Genomic DNA, 16,736 nt, shown 5'->3' with positions numbered 1-16,736 from the left:
AGTCAGGCTGATTCGCGCTGGAATCCAGAATTCACAGCGCGAATCATCTTTAATGGCTTACTGACGATCGCTGTAGGTCAATCTGAATTCCGACAGTGGGGGATGCGTACGCTTCCACTCCTGCGCAAATGCCTTGCCGGCTTCTATGTCTTCTTTGGACATGTCCTGCGCAATGATTGAAAGATTGTTTAACGCGGTGTTGTAGCGCGGGGATTCCCGAGAGGTATCGAGCACCAGCCAAATGAGGCCGTAACTCTTGATCAGGCTCTTCTCGAAGCCATATTCGGTATCGATGCCGTTCTCATCCTCGTAGACGCCACCCAACCCATAGCCGTACTCGAGCACTGCGTTTACATCGTTCAATTGCGCCCTTTTGATCAGCCACTCTCTCCTGGCGGGAAGATCATGGCTAACGGGTGGGCGATTGCTGTACCAGTGCATCGCTCGGGAGAACCCCGCCTCGGCCGCACGTTTGAGCCAACGGTCGATAGTGGACCTGCGTTCAATCGCATCCGGAATGAGGGTGTGGTCCTTGTCATACACGATAGCGAGTATGTATTGCCCTTCCAGAAAACCTGCTTCAGCCGATTTTTCCAGCCAGGCAATATCCTTGGTTATTTCATAAAGTTGAAGCATGGCTTCGCCATCGCCGCTGTCGGCACGCCCTTGCGCAAGTGTTTTGGCTTGCTTAAGGGACGCGTCATCAGCCAATCGCAGCAGGGCGTAGACGTCGCCCTGAGCTGCTGCCAGGGCGTACCAATCTCTGTCGGCGTGGGTTTTATCCTCCTCCTTGAGGTTGTTTTCCCGACGCCTGATGATTTCCGCGAGTGCGTACTGCGATTCACGATCTCCAGCGGTGGCGGCAATGGTCAGATAAGCCTCCGAATCCCGGTATTCCCCCAGGTTGTAGAGCTCCAGCCCCTTTTTTCGGGCGGTTTCTTGCTCATTGGTCACCCGGGCAATCAGCGAGCTTAATGTGTTGAGCAAGCTGAACAGCGTCGTCAAAGCGGATGCGTGTGTATACATAGTCAATACCTGTGTGAGTGGACAATTGGGGTGGTACGCACACAGGTTATTCAGGTGAGAAGGAGGACGTGCGTTACATATATATATGACGCGCGGGGAGCCACCTGTCTGGAGAAAAGACAGCGGTCCCCCCGGCCCAAGGCATGATCCTCCCAGGCAGCGGAATCCGATGCCGTCTCATTCTTGTATCAACCCTGGCCAGGATTCGTCATCTATTGTTGTCGGTCCAGTCTCTGCCCTGTTGTCCTTTATGTTGTATCTGATGTATCTGTTGTTGGTCAGAAAGATATAGAAATAGCTGTTGAAAAGTGGGGCGTCGTTTTGCACGGCTGTAATGATTTGTTTTTTATAAGGATCCAATCCAGGCCAGGAGCCAGATGTGATGGGAGCGATTGATGTTTTCTGTGTTGTGTAATTGAAGTTGATGTAATGTCCATCATTCGTTAAAAATTTGAACAGATACTTGTGGCCGAATATTTCCCACCATGTGCCGGCCACGATGCGGTCGAAATAAGGAAGTAGCGAGTGCCACAACGAATCTTCAAGGCGGAAGGTTCCGGTTACTTTGTCGTAATCCTGGTCGTACTTGCAGACCATCGGAGTGCCATTGGCATAATAGAACAGCCATAAAATGTCATCCCCTCCGTTCGGGTAGCCCCCAACCCCGGTGACTGTAAAGCCGAAACGCAGATCTTTGACGTGAGCGTGAAAGCTTCCCCAGTTATCGGCTGTTATCTCGGCAGGATATCCCTCGTCAACCTTGTTCTCGCCAAGATCAAATCTGGAGTATGTATTGCTGTCTTTGAAGAAGAAGTAAATTTTATCTTTTCCTGCGCGCCAATCGACGGCAACAAAATTCTTGAGTGTCGGCATGATCTGATTCCTTTCAGTTGGCTGAAGAGTATTTATAGTAAATAAATGGCATCTCTTCGAACCTGGTAGTGTTGAGTGTTAATGTCGGAGTTAGACTATCGTTAGATATTGATCTTTGATATGGCTTTTTGTGGGTTGATTGTTTCGGTTTGAGACTGATATGTTTCATGTCAACTAAGAGGGGGTGTCAAAATGATTAAGGCGATCATCAAATACCCATCTGGTACGCTGCACGACCAGTGAACGAAAGGCCTGCTTCTCGTCGGCCGTGGGGCTTGCCATAATTGCGGCTTAATCCACATCTGTTTGACTCGCGTTTTTGCTCATGGAGCTCCCATGCACGTACTGGTTTGCGAAGACGATGAGCTGATTGCCAGCGGCATTGTCGCCGGCCTCACGGCCCAGGGCCTGACGGTGGAACACGTGGCCACCGCTTCCGCCGCCCGGGCGATGCTCAAGGTGGCCGAGTTCGACGTCATGGTGCTCGATCTCGGCCTGCCGGACGAAGATGGCCTCAAGTTGTTGCAGCAGTTGCGTCACCATGGCCTCGAAATCCCGGTGCTGATCCTCACTGCGCGGGATTCGGTCACCGACCGCGTCGATGGTCTACAGGCTGGTGCCGATGACTATCTGCTCAAGCCTTTCGACCTGCGCGAACTGGCGGCGCGCCTGCATACGCTGTTGCGACGGGTGGCGGGTCGCAGCGTCAACCTGATTGAACACGGTCGTTTGACCTACGACCCGAGCAGCCGAGAAACCCTGCTCGGCGGCCGACCCGTCGATTTGTCGCGCCGTGAACAATCGCTGTTGCAAGCCTTGCTGCATAACCGTGGCCGGGTGTTGTCCACCGAGCAACTCAAGGACAGTGTCTACGGTTTCAATGACGAACTGGAAAGCAACGCCCTTAACGTCCATATCCATCACCTGCGGCGCAAACTCGGCAACGGCATCGTCGAGACCGTGCGTGGCCTGGGCTATCGCCTGGGGCCGGCCGATGGCGGAGAGCAATCGAAGTGATGAGTCTGCGTTTGCGCCTGAGCCTGACCCTCGGCGCCGCGTTTGCGCTGATCTGGGCCCTGGCCGCCGCCTGGATGCTCAGTGATCTGCGCAACCAGATGATGTTTTCCTTGGACCAGCGGCTGGTGGCGTCGGCGCGGATGGTGGCCGGGCTGCTGGAGCAACTGCCGGCGTTGCCGAGCAAGGGCGAGGGGACCCATTTCAGCGCTGAACAGCTGAGTATCCCTGGCGGCATGGCCTGTCAGGTCAGCTCGTTGCGCGGTGAAATTCTGGCCCGCAGCCACAGTAGCCCCGAACAAACCCTGGAAGCCGAAAAAATGGGCTTCCATGATCAAATGATCGACGGCGCACCCTGGCGCAGTTTCACCCTGGCGCGCGGTGATGTGCGCATTACTACCGCCGACCGGCAAATCGAACGCGAAGCCCTGAACATGTCCATTCTGCTGGCGGCCTCGGTACCGGTCGGCGTGGCGCTGCTCGGCTGCCTGTGTCTGTTGTGGCTCGGCATCGGTCAGGGGCTGGCACCGCTCAATCGTATGCGCGATGCGCTGATGCGACGCAGTGCCGATTCCCTGGAACCGTTGCAAATCCAGCCGTTGCCCAGCGAGCTGCAACCGCTGCTGGAAACCCAGAATCAGTTGTTCCTGCGTATTGGCAAGACCATCGAGCGCGAGCGGCGCCTGACCGGTGATGCCGCGCATGAATTGCGCAGCCCGCTGACCGCGATCAAAACCCACCTGCAAGTGGCGCGCATGACTGAAGGCAGTGCACGGGATCAGTCCCTGGCGCGGGCTGAAGAGGGCGCTGACCGACTTCACCGCACGCTTGAACAATTGCTGCTGCTGGCGCGCGTCGAGGGCAGTCTGTCGTTCGATGATGGCGTGCAATGCAGCGCCGAACAGGTGGCGAAACTGGCGATTCAGGATGCGGCCAGCGGTGATCGTCAGCGGATCCAGTTTCGGTTGCCGACCACATTCTCCGATGCGCCGCTGCAAATGCCGGCAGTGCTGTCGATTGCTGCATTGCGCAACTTGCTCGACAACGCCCTGCGCCATACCCCAGGAAATGGGGCCGTGGAGCTGAGCCTGGAAACCACCAACAATCGCGTGCGCTTTTTGGTCCGCGACCACGGCCCGGGGATTGCCGAAGATGACCTGCAACACCTGACCCAACGCTTCTGGCGCAACGGCCAAAGCACCGGTTGCGGCCTCGGCCTGGCGATTGTCCAGGCTATCGTCCAGCGTTGCGGCTGCACCCTGCATTTCGACAGTCGCCCGGATGGCTTGCGGGTCGAGCTGACCATGCCTCTGCAACCGGTCTAACCAACAACACAAAACCCTGTGGGGGCGGGCTTTTGTGGCGAGGGGGCTTGCCCCCGTTGGGGCGCGAAGCGGCCCTGAATCCTGTCATCGCAGTGCATCGGATGCACCGCATGAGATGGTTCACGACTGCTTCGCAGTTGAACGGGGGCAAGCCCCCTCGCCACAAAAGCCCCACACTGTTTCTGTGTTGCACACCAAATGTAACGTCTCTCCATTAGCCACCCGGCCTCCACAACGCTATCGTCCCTGGCAGCTTTGACTCAATGGATTGAGGTAACAGCGCCATGGATGCATCGATACACATCTGCAAGGCAACTCCTGCCGACGCCGGGATCATCAGCCGCATCGTCGAGCGCTCCATTCGCGTCGGCTGCGCGCTGGACCATCGCAACGATCCGCGAACCGTCGCCACCTGGACTCACAACAAAACCATCGAACACGTGCAACCCTGGTTGGCCGACTCGCGCTTGTACCTGAACATCGCCCTCTTGCAGGACAAACCGATCGGCGTCGCCATGGCGGCGATCAGCGGCAAGATCGCCTTCTGCTATGTACAGCCGGAATGGTTTCGACGAGGCGCCGGACAAGCATTGGTGCAGGATCTCGAAACCTGGTTGATCGCTCAGGGTTTGCCTCACGCGCGGCTCAACAGCACCCGTACCGGTGAGGCGTTTTACCACCGTCTGGGTTACCGGGCTTGCGCTGAAACCTTCACCGTGGCGGGACTCCACGCCATTCCCATGCACAAGGCGCTGTCACCACCTTCATAGAAAGCTGATCGAGGGTCTAAATCCTTGAGGTCCTGATGCGTTTCCAGAACAGGAAAACCTGCAAGTGCGCCCCGTGACCGGAACGCGCACCTGCCCGGTGTGCAGTTTTGGTCACTATCAACAGCGTATTGAGGGATCGAGAGATGTCAGTCGCTATCAGCCTTATCGAAGATCAGCCTGCCCGGATCGTTCCGACGCCTGCCGAGACGCTTTATCAGTTCAACGAATCGCCATTGCTGGCTCGTCAAAGCCGGCAGGAGTCGAACGCTCGCAGCTATCCGCGGCGCATTCCCCTGGCACTCAAGCGTGCCAAGGGTATTTATGTCGAGGATGTCGAAGGCCGCAGTTTCATTGATTGCCTGGCCGGTGCGGGGACTCTGGCTTTGGGACACAACCACCCGGTGGTGATCGAAGCGATCCAGCAAGTGCTGACCGATGAACTGCCGCTGCACACACTTGACCTGACCACGCCGGTCAAGGATCAGTTTGTTCAGGACCTGTTCGGTCTGTTGCCGCCGGCATTGGCCGCTGAAGCGAAGATTCAGTTCTGCGGCCCCACCGGCACCGACGCCGTTGAAGCCGCGCTGAAACTGGTGCGCACCGCCACCGGGCGCAGCACGGTTTTGTCGTTCCAGGGCGCTTATCACGGCATGAGCCAGGGCGCGCTGAGCCTGATGGGCAGTCTGGGGCCGAAGAAACCGTTGGGTGCGTTGCTCAGCAGTGGCGTGCAGTTCATGCCGTATCCCTACGATTACCGCTGCCCGTTCGGGCTCGGCGGCGCGCAGGGGGTGCAGGTCAACCTGAGTTACCTGGAAAATCTGCTGAATGATCCAGAGGCCGGCGTGCAATTGCCTGCTGCGGTGATCGTCGAAGCGGTACAGGGCGAGGGCGGGGTGATTCCGGCCGATCTCGACTGGCTGCGCGGCTTGCGACGTATCACCGAGAAGGCCGGCGTAGCGCTGATCATCGATGAAATCCAGAGCGGTTTCGCCCGTACCGGCAAGATGTTCGCCTTCGAGCACGCCGGGATCATTCCGGACGTGGTGGTGATGTCCAAAGCCATCGGTGGCAGCCTGCCGCTGGCGGTGGTGGTCTATCGCGACTGGCTCGACACCTGGCTGCCGGGCGCCCATGCCGGGACCTTCCGCGGTAATCAGATGGCAATGGCCGCAGGCTCTGCGGTGATGCGCTACCTGACAGAGCACAAGGTTTGCGAGCACGCCGCCGTCATGGGCGAACGCTTGAGTGAACACCTGCACATCCTGCAACGGGACTTCCCGCAACTGGGCGATATCCGCGGACGGGGCTTGATGCTGGGCGTTGAGCTGGTCGACCCGACCGGCGCGCCGGACGCTCAAGGCCATCCACCGATATTCGCTCGTCTGGCGCCGTTGGTGCAGCGCGAATGCCTCAAACGCGGATTGATCCTCGAGCTGGGCGGGCGTCACGGCGGTGTCGTGCGTTTCCTGCCACCGTTGGTGATCACAGCAGCAGAAATCGATCGGGTGGCCGACATTTTCGGCAGGGCCATGGCCGCAGCCACTGCCAGCCTCTAAATTTTTTGGTGCCTTGAACGTTCCTTCTACATAACGGCTGCGCACGGCGTGCAGCCCACCCTACAGCGATGGAGAGACAGCATGACGTCAGTATTCGACCGCGAGGACATCCTCTTTCAGGTCGTGGTCAACCACGAAGAGCAATACTCGATCTGGCCCGACTACAAAGCCGTGCCACAAGGCTGGCGCACCGTGGGCAAGAGCGGCCTGAAAAAGGAATGCCTGGCCTACATCGAAGAGGTCTGGACCGACATGCGTCCACTGAGCCTGCGCCAGAAAATGGAAGAACAGGCGGCTGTGGCTCACTGAGTCACCGCGCAAAAAAAGAAGCCCGCTGAACCGGTAAGGTCAGCGGGCTTTTTCAGGTCTGGATTCTGTGTTGTCAGTCAGGCCGCCATCGCGAGCAGGCTCGCTCCCACATTTGATCGGTGGTGGTCGCAGAGTCTGTGATCGACACAAATCCACTGTGGGAGCGAGCCTGCTCGCGATGAACGATAACGCGGTCCAGCTGACCTCACACCCCGCTCAACCCCTTGATCACCAAATCCACATTCCCTTCCAATTCAGCCACCGGATCCACCGCATCGACACTCAACACCACCAACCGACTACCCGCCTCGGCAATCACCGCTTTCACCGCGTCCGACGGCTGGCGATGATGCAGCACCACCGCCACATCATTGTTTTTGAGCGTTGCGCCCAATTGCGTCAGCGCCTGCGGCGTCCACTCGGCATCCGGCCGTGCATCCAGGCCGATCAGCTCCAGGTTGAGGCCGCCGATCAGGTAGCCGAAATGATCGCTCAGGCTCATCACACTCAAGTTGTCGGCATTGGCCAAGCGTGATTCGCTGTCAGCGCTGAGCTTGAGCAGACGCTGTTTGAGTGCTGCCAGGTTGGCGTCTATCTTCGGTTTGGCCGCTGGCGCCAGGCGCACCAGGTCTGCCGCCATGACATCCGCCATCCGGCCCATGTTGTTGCTGGCCAACCAAGGCTGACTGTTCAAGCCGTCGATCTTGCTGCCAGGCTGTACGGCGATGCCGGGCAGGGCGCCGTCCACCGGGCGGGCGGCGTCGATTTCAATGATGCGGATGTTGCTGCGACGAGCGTTCGGATACAGCGGATCATCCGGCCATAGCGAACGCAGGCCGATGACCGCATCGGCGTCGATCGCCAGCTTATTGAGCGCTTGAGCGCCACGGCCGGTGAAATAAGCGGTCTGCCGACTGCCGGGCAGGTTGGTCGGCGCGGCGCGCTCAAGGCTGACATCGGTGCCCTCCAGCAGCAGGGCACCCAGACCGTAGGTCACAGGCAACGCCGCCAGCACCAGCACTTTGTGCGTTGAAGTCGAGGCGAAGAGCGCGGTGTTACCGACACCGTGATTGGCCACCAGACGCATCGGTTCGAAGGTATCGGTGGCGGATGCGTTGAACGAGGCTGGCCCACACAAGGTCAGCGCCAGGGTCAATTGACGCAGAGAAAAAGACATTTATCCGAGGTTCCCTTTCAGACTTGGAACGATGCCGCGAGCAATCGCGGCCAGGGCGAAGGCGATACCGGCCACCAGAATGATCGCGGCACCGGACGGGATAGGCAGGTCAAAGACAATCGGCGCGAGAATTCCGCACAGCGTGCTGACCGTGGCGATCAGCACCGAACACCAGAAAAAACCCTTCAGCGACTGACTGAGCAATCGCGCGGCCGCCGCTGGAATCACCAACAGTGCGCCGACCAGAATCGCCCCGATGACTTTCACCGCCGCCACCGTGATCAGGGTCACCAGAATCACGAACAGATAATCCAGAGTCTTCACCGCCACACCGCGTACCGCCGCCAGTTGCGGATTGAAACTGGCGAGCATGATGCGGTTGTACAGCGGCAGGGCCAGCGCCATCACCAGCGAACCAACAATGGCCAACACCAGCAGGTCATTGCCGTTGACTGTCAGCACTGAACCGAACAGCACGTTTTCCAGGATGTGCACATTGATCTTGCCCGCCAGAATCAATAACAGGCTGGCGCCCAACGCCAACGACACAGAAAGGAACACACCGATCAAAGTATCCGGCGCCAGCCCCGTACGGTTGCGTAAATAGTTGAGCAAAATGCCGAACAACAGGCAATAACCGAACAGGCTGCCATAAGGCCCGGTGTAGGGCTCGCCGAGCAGAATGCCGATGGCCACACCGGTCAGCGCCGCATGGCCCACCGCTTCGGAGAAAAACGCGAAACGCTTGACCACCACCAGCGTACCCAAGCCGCCCAACACCGGGCCGATCAACAGCCCGGCGAGCAGCGCGTTGACCACAAATCCATAGGCCAGCGCTTCCGGCAGGTAACCCGAGGAGGCCCAACCCTGGACCATCAAACGAAAGGCTTCGTAACTCATCAGGCAGCACTCCGGGGATGGGTCGAGAACAAGGTCAGCAGTCGCTCCGGGGTCAGTGCCTGTTTCGGCGTGGCATCGAACAGCACCCGGCGATTGAGCCCGGTGACCCGGTCCGCCAGTCGCCCGACCGCTTCCAGATCATGCTCGATCCACAGCACGGTGATGCCGCTTTGGCGCCAGTCGCCCAGTAGCCGTTCGAACACTTGAATACCGGCCTCATCGAGGGCCGACATTGGCTCATCGAGTACCAGCAATTGCGGCGCCGGAATCAGCCCTTGGGCCAACAAAACGCGCTGGCGCTCACCGCCGGACAATGCGCCCATGCGCCGCTTGCGTTTGTCCTGCATGCCGACCCGTTCCAGTGCTTCGCCGATGGCCGCCGCGTAGTGTTTACTCAACCCGAGAAACGCCGGGCGCCGCTGGCACATGGCGGCCATGAAGTCATCGACAGTCATCGGTAAACCGCGATCGAATTCCAGCGCCTGAGGCACGTAGCCGATGGTCCCCGGTTCGCCAGGCCATTGCAGGCTCAAGCGACCCTGATGCGGCATCTGCCCGAGCAGGGTCTTGATCAGCGAGCTCTTGCCGCCACCGTTAGGGCCGACCAGTGCATGCACGCTGCCGGGCCGGACTTGAAAGGTCACCTTGTCGAGGATCGTCGTGCGACCCAGCGTGAGGCTGACCTCGGCGAAATCCAGGGTCGGCCCCGCTCCCACAGGGGATTCAGTGATGGTTTCTTGAGCCGTCATGCGCCGGACTCCTGAATCGCGCGGACCACGGTATTGAGGTTGCCGGTCATTTCTTTTTCGTACTTGTCGGCGGTGTATTCGCCATAGGAAATGTGCGACAGCGGATACAGCTTCACCCCGGACTCACGCTGAATGGTCTCGACGTAAGTGGACGGGAAATCCATCTCCGAGAAGATCACTTTGACGTCCAGTTCCCGCAGTTGATCGATGGTTTTTTTCAGCTGGCTGGGGCTCGGTTCGATGCCGTGGGCCGGCTCGACCACAGCAGTCACTTCCAGGCCAAACTCGCGCAGCAGATAGTCGTAGGCGGCATGGACGGTGGCCACCCGTAGCTCGGCGTTCGGCGCCTGGGTCAGTTTTGCCAGGGCGTCGGCGCGCATCTGCCGCAGGCGTTTGCCGTAGGCGCGGGCGTTTTGTGTATAGGTTTTGGCATTGGCCGGGTCGAGCTTGCCCAGTTCCCGGGCGATGTTGTTGACCTGGGCAATGGAAGCGCTGATCGACAGGAATGTGTGCGGGTTGACCACCTTGCCGGCACCCCGGGCAGCGACGCCGGTGGCGGCCAGCAGAGGCACGTTTTCGTTGGCTTCGATCACCTTGATGTTCGGGGTTTCGCTGGCGGCGATCATGCGGTCGGCGAAGTCGTCATGGCCCACGCCGTTGAGCACGACCACGTCCAGCCCGCTGATGCGTTTGATGTCTTCGGCCCGCGGCTCGTAGGCATGGGGGTTGAAACCGGCCGGGATCAACGGCACCACTTCGGCTTTGTCACCGACGATGTTGGTCACGTAACTGTAATAAGGGTGCAGGGTGATGCCAATGCGCAGGCGTTTGGCTTCGTCGGCACTGGTCAGAGGTGTCAGCAAACACGCAAACAGACCGACCAGCAGCAGGCGCATAAAGGAATGACGTTGAGATGAACTAGGCATGGGAAAGCGGTCTTCTCTCGGGTGAAGGCGAGGGTTCAATGCCGATGCTGGCGGGTGACGCCGGCATCGAATTGCGCGACGATCTGCTGCCAGCCGGCGCCGTTGAGCGCAGCGTCGGTGAGATCGTTTGGAGCGGGGAGGGCGCTGCCGCGGTTGAGCCAGATGTCTGGCGCGGTGTCGTCTTCAGCGGTCAAGCGCATCAAAAACGAGCCGGCGACGGTTGGGGTCTGGCTCTGGCCGAAATACGCCTTCGCGCCCAGCAACTGCCAGGCATGGCTGCCGCGGCTGACAGAACTGGCATCCTGGGCAAACGGCGCAAAGCCTTCATCGGCGAGGGTGGCGGGTGTGGGCAATGCTTGCTGTTCCTGACGCAACAGATGAATTTCATCCAGCGTGACCCGCAGGTCGGCGTAGATGCCTTGCTCGGAGGCGCTCAGATCACGACGGGCGTCCAACTGATGGCTGCCCACGCTGCTCACCTCTTGAGCTTCGCCGCGCCAGGCGACCACGGAGCCGGCAATCGCCAGGATCATCAGGCACAGCAGCAACACATAGAGGGTTTCATGGCCGGCGCCAGCCGGGCGGACGATGTGTGTGGTTGGTGTCGTCATGGGGCCTGGATGTCCGCTTGGTCGATCTCGACGACATGGCCGGGACCGGCGTCGAAAAGCACGTAGAACTCGGCGCCGGGTTTCTTGAACGTCAGGGTCGAATCGGCACCGAGCTTGCCCGGCACCAGAATGGTTTCGTCGTAACCAATCACGTCCAGGGTCACCCCCGGTGCGCCGCTGCCGTCGGAGAAACCGCCGGTGCACTGGATCTGTTCGGCGTCGAGGGCCTTGCATTCGCACATCGGGTTGTGAGCCAGGGCGCCGGTGCTGAAGGCGGCGCAGAGCACCAGTAAAACGGCGTGCAGAGGTCGAAAAGCGTTGCTCATGGTTTGCCTCCTTGTTTGTTCAGCCAGGCGAGGGTGGCCGGGGATGCCTGGCTCAGGGGGATGGACGCTTGATGCATCGCGCCGTCCCAGCCTTCCATGGTGATCCACAGCTCGGCGTCGGTTTTGGTCTTTTCGGGTACCGGCAGCATTGCGCCCATGCGGTACGGCGTACCGAAGAAAATCGCACCGGCCGCGCGCAGGCTGCGGGGTTTGCCGATGCGCAGGTAAGTCGCCTTGACCTGATCGCGACAGTGCTCGCACAGCGCTGCGTTGAAGCCTTTCATGTAGCCGGCGGGGCCGGTCAATAGGGGCGCTTCGTTGCGCAGTTCGGCCAGTTGCAGGCTCCAGGGGCCGACCTGGATTTCGCCGATCTCCCGCTCCCCCAGTCCGCTGTCGCCGCGAAACAGCGAGGCGTCGGCAAAGTATTTGGGCATGAAGCCCAAAGGGATCAGCAGCAAGAAAATGTTGATATGGAAGCGCCATTTGCGCCAAAACAGGCTCGCCCGGGAAGGCTGCGATGCTGTGATCGTTTTGCTCACAGGTTGCCCTCCGGAGTCTGTTGGTTCATGACCGTTTGCGGTCTCGACACCGGGCGCGGCGCCTTGTTGCTGCGCTTGAACGCATTGGCGGTGGCCAGGGCGGTGCGTTTGGTCCAGATCAGCAAGCCGCTGAGCACCATCATGCTCAGCAGCAAACCGAAGAAGAACCAGATCAGCTTGATCCAGATCCCGCCAAAGTCACCGGTGTGCAACGGGCGCATCGACTCGGTCACGAACTCCAGGCCGGTGCGATCGGACAGCAGCCGTGTGCTGGCAATATCGCCGTTGTACGGGTTGACCTCGGCCGTCTGGAACATCAGCGGATACCAGCTACGACCGCCCACGGACAGATGGCTGTAAGCGTTGCTCGGCAGGGTGACGAAACTGGCGTCAAGTCCGGGGATCTGTTCCTGAGCGACCTTGATCGCCTGTTCCAGGCTGATCATCGGGGCCGGCTTGCCGGTGCGGGTCAACGGCACGCTTTCACGCGAGACGACCGACACCACCGGTTCCGTGGTAATCGAAATCTGGTTGTCGAACAGAATCGCCTTGATCAGGAACCAGACACCAGTGATCGAGATCACCGCAATGAACCAGATCGACCAGATGCCGCTGAGCCGATGAAAGTCGCCCCAGAAAATCCGCGCGCCATGGCGAATGCGTAGGGTCGGTCGGAAGAAGCCTTTCCAGAACCGTTTGTAGACCACCAACCCGGTCACCAGCGACGCCAGCATCGGCAGCCCGAGGAACGACACCAGATACCAGCCCCAGCTGTAGCCGTTGGTGAACGGTACCAGCCACCAGCCATGCAGTGCGCGGGTGAATGCCTTGAAGTTGAATGGTGGAGCGGTGCCCTGAATCACCCCGCTGTAGGGGTTCACATAGACCGTCACTGAGCGGCCGTCCGGGTAAGTGACGTCCACGTCCAGGGCGAAATGCGACTCGTCGGGGCGACTGATGCCCTCGACCAGCGTCTGCGGTTCGGCCTGTTTGATGGCGGCGACAATCTGGTCATAGTCGAGCCGCGGCGCGTCGTCCGAAGGCGCGCTGGCGCGCATTTGCGGGTTGGCCAGCCAGACGATTTCCTGACTGACCACCGCCAGCGTGCCGGTCACACAGACGATCAATACAAAAAACCAGATGGGCAGCGCCAGCCAGCTATGGACCAGAAACCAGAGTTTTGAGCGGGATTTCTTCGACATGATTAAAGGTCTTGTTTCGATGAGAGGACTACTGCTGTGGGCTTCCCAGCGGTACGGTCCATGAAAAGTCCGGCCGTGGCTTTTGCCTACGCGACCGACTGCATCTAAATAAGACGTATGAGCATCGGAAATCCCGAAAGGGGATATGAAAGTAAATGTTTCGTGTTTCTGTCTTGGGAGGGTTTGCTCGTGAATGGGGCCTGACAATCGACATTGAAGTTGAACGTAGTGGCCCCATCGCGAACAGGCTCGCTCCCACACTGGATCGGCGGCGTACACATAATGTGCGTTCAACACCGATCAACTGTGGGAGCGAGCCTGCTCGCGATGAGGCCGAATCAGACACTGAAGTCCTCAACCCTGCTTAAACATCTCCTTCGCGCGCTGTTCGATCTGCTCCTGAGTCAAATCCTCCTTGCGCGTGGCCAGAAACCACAGATGCCCGTAGGGATCTTTCAAAGTCCCCGAACGGTCGCCATAAAACTGATCCTTGACCTCGGACACCTGCGTGCCACCGGCATCGATGGCCTGTTTAAAGGACTTGTCCACATCGTTCACATACAGATGCAGCCCCACGGACGGCGACTTGTCCGGGTTGCTCAATGGGCCCTGGTCGCAGGGTGTGCCAAGCATGATCGGGCAGTCACCAATACGCAGCTCAGCGTGCCCGATGCCGCCATCGGGCATGGCCAGGCGCATGACTTCGGTGGCGCCAAAGGCCTTCTTGTAGAAGTCGATGGCTTCGGCAGCTTTCTGAATGCCTAGATAAGGGGTGATGCTGTGATAACCCTCTGGAATAGGTTTTACGCTCATGACGGTTCTCCTTTTGTTGTGGGGTTAAGGTGTTCCTTCGCCGATTTCCGGTCGAATAACTATAGGTCAGCCCTTTTCCCGCAACCGAGTGCCCGACGAGCAGTTGCCGAAGGCTGCGATCTTTTGATCCGATACCCACTATCGAGAGCGTTGATTTCTACCCTTCGAGCGGCACGGGTAGCCTGTGTTCATTGCCCCAAACACAGATCTGCGGACGCCCGAAATGAAATCTCTGCTCGCCACTTTCTTGCTGCTCGCCATCTCCGTTCTCGCCGGATGTGCCAGCCATGTTTCACCGGAATTGCGGCCCTACACCGCTGAAGAAACCCGGGAACTGGCGCTGGAGGCGCTGAATCGTCGTGGCTTGTCCTTCGAGGAGTACCATGCGAAGAAAGCCGAATTGCTCGGCCAGCCGGCAAAATCGTTCAGTTTCGACAAACAAGGCGAGATGAACGCCGAACGCGCAGTACAGCTGCACGGCCGCCAAAGCTGAGTGACAACTGTACTGCTCGAACTTTCACGCAACTGTCCATGGGTTTCCCTCAAGGCGTGCGATAGGGTCAATACCTGACTGCCCTGATGGACTGCCACCCATGACACTCTCGCTCGACCTGCTGTTGGGCTTTGCCCTGTTTGCCCTTGTCACCTCGATCACCCCCGGTCCGAACAACACCATGTTGCTGGCCTCTGGCGTGAATTTCGGCTTTCAACGCACCATTCCCCACATGCTGGGCATTACTTGTGGCTTCTTCGTCCTGGTGGTCGCTGTCGGTTTCGGCCTGGGCACGGTGTTTCAAACCTATCCAATGCTTTACACCGTGTTGCGCTATGTCGGCGCGGCGTATTTGCTGTACCTGGCATGGAAGATTGCTCATTCCGGTCCGGTCGCCGAGGGTGAACAGGGCGAGGGTAAACCGATCAGTTATTTGGGCGCGGCAGCCTTTCAATGGGTCAACCCCAAGGCCTGGATCATGGCCATCGGTGCCATCAGCACCTACACGCCGATGCAGGGCTATTTCACCAATGTGATTGTGATTGCCGCGGTCTTCGCCTTGATCAACCTGCCAAGTGTCGGAGTGTGGACCGGTTGTGGCACGCTGTTGCGCAATGTGCTGCGCGATCGCCGCTGGTTGCGGCTGTTCAACTGGGGTATGGCCTTATTGTTGGTGGCTTCGATGTATCCGTTATTGCTCGAAAGTTTTAGCTGACGCATTGCTTCATCCGGTGGCCCGATGCCTGTTAAGCTCGACTTCAGGAGCGTTCCTACGCACTTTTAAATGAAGTTGTTCTTCTTTAATGGCCTCCGATCAGGTATTGCTGTCGTTCTGAAAATTCGGCGTCGCTCATGAGGCGGCGCTTTGACATTTCCAGTGACGAGCTTCCTGATCCCGGAACACGCTCTGCGAGTCTTTTATGAATAAACGTCCGTTGTATTTCGACTACGCCGCCACCACGCCGGTGGATGAGCGGGTCATCAAGGTCATGGTCGAGTGTCTGGGTTTCACCGGTAACTTCGGCAATCCTGCGTCCAGTTCCCACGCCTTCGGCCAACAGGCCCGGCAATCGGTCGAGCAAGCACGGCGCCAGGTCGCCGAATTGGTGGGCGCCCAGGCGGAACAGATCGTCTGGACCTCCGGGGCCACCGAATCCAACAACCTTGCCCTCAAGGGCGTGGCACAGGCCCGCGGTATATCCGGCGGCCACATCATTACCAGCCAGATCGAACACAAAGCGATTCTCGACACTGCAAAACAGTTGCAGGACGCAGGCGTTGCGGTGACGTATCTGGTGCCCGATGCCGATGGCCTGATTACTCCACAAGCGGTCAGCGAAGCGATGCGTGAGGACACCTTTCTGGTGTCGTTGATGCTGGTCAATAACGAACTGGGCACCCTCAACGACATCCCGGCCATCGGCCAGGTGGTGCGTGATCGCGATGCGTTATTCCACGTTGATGCGGCTCAGGGCGCGGGCAAAGTGGCGATCGATCTGGCCCGGTGGCCGGTGGATTTGATGTCGTTCTCGGCGCACAAGGTCTACGGCCCCAAAGGCATCGGCGCGCTGTATGTCGGTCCTCGTGCTCAGCAACGTCTGCAGGCGCAGATCCACGGCGGCGGTCACGAGGGCGGGTTGCGTTCTGGCACGCTGGCGACGCACCAGATTGCCGCAATGGGGGCAGCCTTCGCGTTGGCGGCCACCTCGTTCGATGAAGAAAAAACCACCATCACGCGACTGCGTGAACGCTTGCTCGAACCGCTGCTGAGCATCCCCGGCGTACGTCTCAATGGCAGCCCGACCCAGCGCATTCCCCATACCCTGAGCCTGACTTTCAACGAAGGCGAGTTCAGTTCCGCGGCGTTGAGCACCTCGATTGCGTTTTCCGCGACCTCGGCCTGTAATTCCGCCAGCAATGCGCCGTCCCATGTGCTGCTGGCCCTGGGGCATGACGCACGCTCGGCCAGTCGCACCATTCGCTTGAGCCTGGGGCGTTTCACCACCGAACAGGATATCGATCAAGCGGTACACCTGATTAAAGCAACTTGCGCCAGTGCTCCGGCATTCTGGGCGACAGGTCCTTAAGCGCCGGCTCCGATCGGCACCGAATAATAATGATGAGTGG

The 16,736-nt window shown here is 59.2% G+C and carries 19 protein-coding genes; 8 read left to right on the top strand and 11 right to left on the bottom strand.

Annotated features, from left to right (window positions below):
• Positions 1-57: 57 nt before the first annotated feature.
• Together ACZ89R_RS08890 and ACZ89R_RS08885 are read right to left on the bottom strand one after the other, a co-directional pair.
• Positions 58-1,026 (bottom strand): tetratricopeptide repeat protein, encoded by a 969-nt coding sequence (locus tag ACZ89R_RS08890; protein ID WP_429546008.1) that lies wholly within the window; start codon positions 1,024-1,026, stop codon positions 58-60.
• Between the two features lie 177 nt (positions 1,027-1,203).
• A complete protein-coding gene (locus ACZ89R_RS08885) occupies positions 1,204-1,899 on the bottom strand; it encodes a hypothetical protein (protein WP_429546009.1) in 696 nt (231 codons plus the stop codon).
• Positions 1,900-2,235: 336 nt separating this feature from the next.
• Here ACZ89R_RS08885 and ACZ89R_RS08880 point away from each other — a divergent pair, with 336 nt between their 5' ends.
• The 5 genes from ACZ89R_RS08880 (at position 2,236) to ACZ89R_RS08860 (ending at position 6,873) form a co-directional block, all read left to right on the top strand.
• Complete coding sequence (locus ACZ89R_RS08880) at positions 2,236-2,916, top strand: response regulator (RefSeq protein ID WP_008075588.1); 681 nt, start codon at positions 2,236-2,238, stop codon at positions 2,914-2,916.
• Positions 2,913-4,238 carry an ATP-binding protein gene (locus tag ACZ89R_RS08875; RefSeq protein ID WP_429546010.1) on the top strand — a complete coding sequence of 442 codons (1,326 nt, stop codon included), beginning with the start codon at positions 2,913-2,915 and terminating at the stop codon, positions 4,236-4,238. The genes ACZ89R_RS08880 and ACZ89R_RS08875 overlap by 4 nt, the downstream gene beginning before the upstream one ends.
• A 284-nt stretch (positions 4,239-4,522) precedes the next feature.
• Positions 4,523-5,008, top strand: coding sequence for a GNAT family N-acetyltransferase (locus ACZ89R_RS08870; RefSeq protein WP_429428651.1), 486 nt, complete (start codon positions 4,523-4,525; stop codon positions 5,006-5,008).
• A gap of 143 nt (positions 5,009-5,151) precedes the next feature.
• Positions 5,152-6,564, top strand: a complete 1,413-nt coding sequence (locus ACZ89R_RS08865) for an aspartate aminotransferase family protein (RefSeq protein WP_429546011.1) — start codon at positions 5,152-5,154, stop codon at positions 6,562-6,564.
• Positions 6,565-6,645: 81 nt separating this feature from the next.
• Entirely contained in the window at positions 6,646-6,873 is a 228-nt protein-coding gene (locus ACZ89R_RS08860) for an MbtH family protein (RefSeq protein ID WP_007934245.1), read from the top strand.
• 205 nt (positions 6,874-7,078) lie between these two features.
• Here the strand turns inward: ACZ89R_RS08860 and ACZ89R_RS08855 are convergent, their stop codons facing one another.
• The 9 genes from ACZ89R_RS08855 to ACZ89R_RS08815 form a co-directional block, all read right to left on the bottom strand.
• Positions 7,079-8,050, bottom strand: coding sequence for a metal ABC transporter substrate-binding protein (locus tag ACZ89R_RS08855; protein WP_429546012.1), 972 nt, complete (start codon positions 8,048-8,050; stop codon positions 7,079-7,081).
• Complete coding sequence (locus ACZ89R_RS08850; RefSeq protein ID WP_007906536.1) at positions 8,051-8,950, bottom strand: metal ABC transporter permease; 900 nt, start codon at positions 8,948-8,950, stop codon at positions 8,051-8,053.
• Entirely contained in the window at positions 8,950-9,699 is a 750-nt protein-coding gene (locus ACZ89R_RS08845) for a metal ABC transporter ATP-binding protein (protein WP_429546013.1), read from the bottom strand. The genes ACZ89R_RS08850 and ACZ89R_RS08845 overlap by 1 nt, the downstream gene beginning before the upstream one ends.
• On the bottom strand, positions 9,696-10,625 hold the full coding sequence (locus tag ACZ89R_RS08840) for a metal ABC transporter substrate-binding protein (protein WP_429546014.1): 930 nt from the start codon (positions 10,623-10,625) through the stop codon (positions 9,696-9,698). Before ACZ89R_RS08840 ends, ACZ89R_RS08845 begins: the two co-directional genes overlap by 4 nt.
• 35 nt (positions 10,626-10,660) lie before the next feature.
• Positions 10,661-11,236: a DUF6162 family protein gene (locus tag ACZ89R_RS08835; protein ID WP_429546015.1), complete on the bottom strand. Its 576-nt coding sequence runs from the start codon at positions 11,234-11,236 to the stop codon at positions 10,661-10,663.
• A complete protein-coding gene (locus tag ACZ89R_RS08830; protein ID WP_429546016.1) occupies positions 11,233-11,562 on the bottom strand; it encodes a hypothetical protein in 330 nt (109 codons plus the stop codon). Before ACZ89R_RS08830 ends, ACZ89R_RS08835 begins: the two co-directional genes overlap by 4 nt.
• On the bottom strand, positions 11,559-12,101 hold the full coding sequence (locus ACZ89R_RS08825) for a thiamine pyrophosphate-binding protein (RefSeq protein WP_429546017.1): 543 nt from the start codon (positions 12,099-12,101) through the stop codon (positions 11,559-11,561). The genes ACZ89R_RS08830 and ACZ89R_RS08825 overlap by 4 nt, the downstream gene beginning before the upstream one ends.
• The gene (locus ACZ89R_RS08820; protein WP_429546018.1) at positions 12,098-13,303 is read right to left on the bottom strand and encodes a PepSY-associated TM helix domain-containing protein; all 1,206 of its coding nucleotides are present in this window, start codon (positions 13,301-13,303) and stop codon (positions 12,098-12,100) included. Before ACZ89R_RS08820 ends, ACZ89R_RS08825 begins: the two co-directional genes overlap by 4 nt.
• A 354-nt stretch (positions 13,304-13,657) precedes the next feature.
• A complete protein-coding gene (locus ACZ89R_RS08815) occupies positions 13,658-14,116 on the bottom strand; it encodes a VOC family protein (RefSeq protein WP_429546019.1) in 459 nt (152 codons plus the stop codon).
• Positions 14,117-14,339: 223 nt separating this feature from the next.
• Here ACZ89R_RS08815 and ACZ89R_RS08810 point away from each other — a divergent pair, with 223 nt between their 5' ends.
• The 3 genes from ACZ89R_RS08810 (at position 14,340) to ACZ89R_RS08800 (ending at position 16,696) form a co-directional block, all read left to right on the top strand.
• On the top strand, positions 14,340-14,609 hold the full coding sequence (locus ACZ89R_RS08810) for a hypothetical protein (RefSeq protein WP_429546020.1): 270 nt from the start codon (positions 14,340-14,342) through the stop codon (positions 14,607-14,609).
• Between the two features lie 100 nt (positions 14,610-14,709).
• Positions 14,710-15,324 carry a LysE family translocator gene (locus tag ACZ89R_RS08805; protein ID WP_429546021.1) on the top strand — a complete coding sequence of 205 codons (615 nt, stop codon included), beginning with the start codon at positions 14,710-14,712 and terminating at the stop codon, positions 15,322-15,324.
• Positions 15,325-15,529: 205 nt separating this feature from the next.
• On the top strand, positions 15,530-16,696 hold the full coding sequence (locus ACZ89R_RS08800; protein WP_429546022.1) for a cysteine desulfurase family protein: 1,167 nt from the start codon (positions 15,530-15,532) through the stop codon (positions 16,694-16,696).
• The last annotated feature ends 40 nt before the right edge of the window (positions 16,697-16,736 follow it).

The organism is Pseudomonas sp. TE3728 (assembly GCF_056279145.1).
Note: the sequence above shows the minus strand (reverse complement) of the source record. Positions and strands in the feature narration are given on the sequence as shown.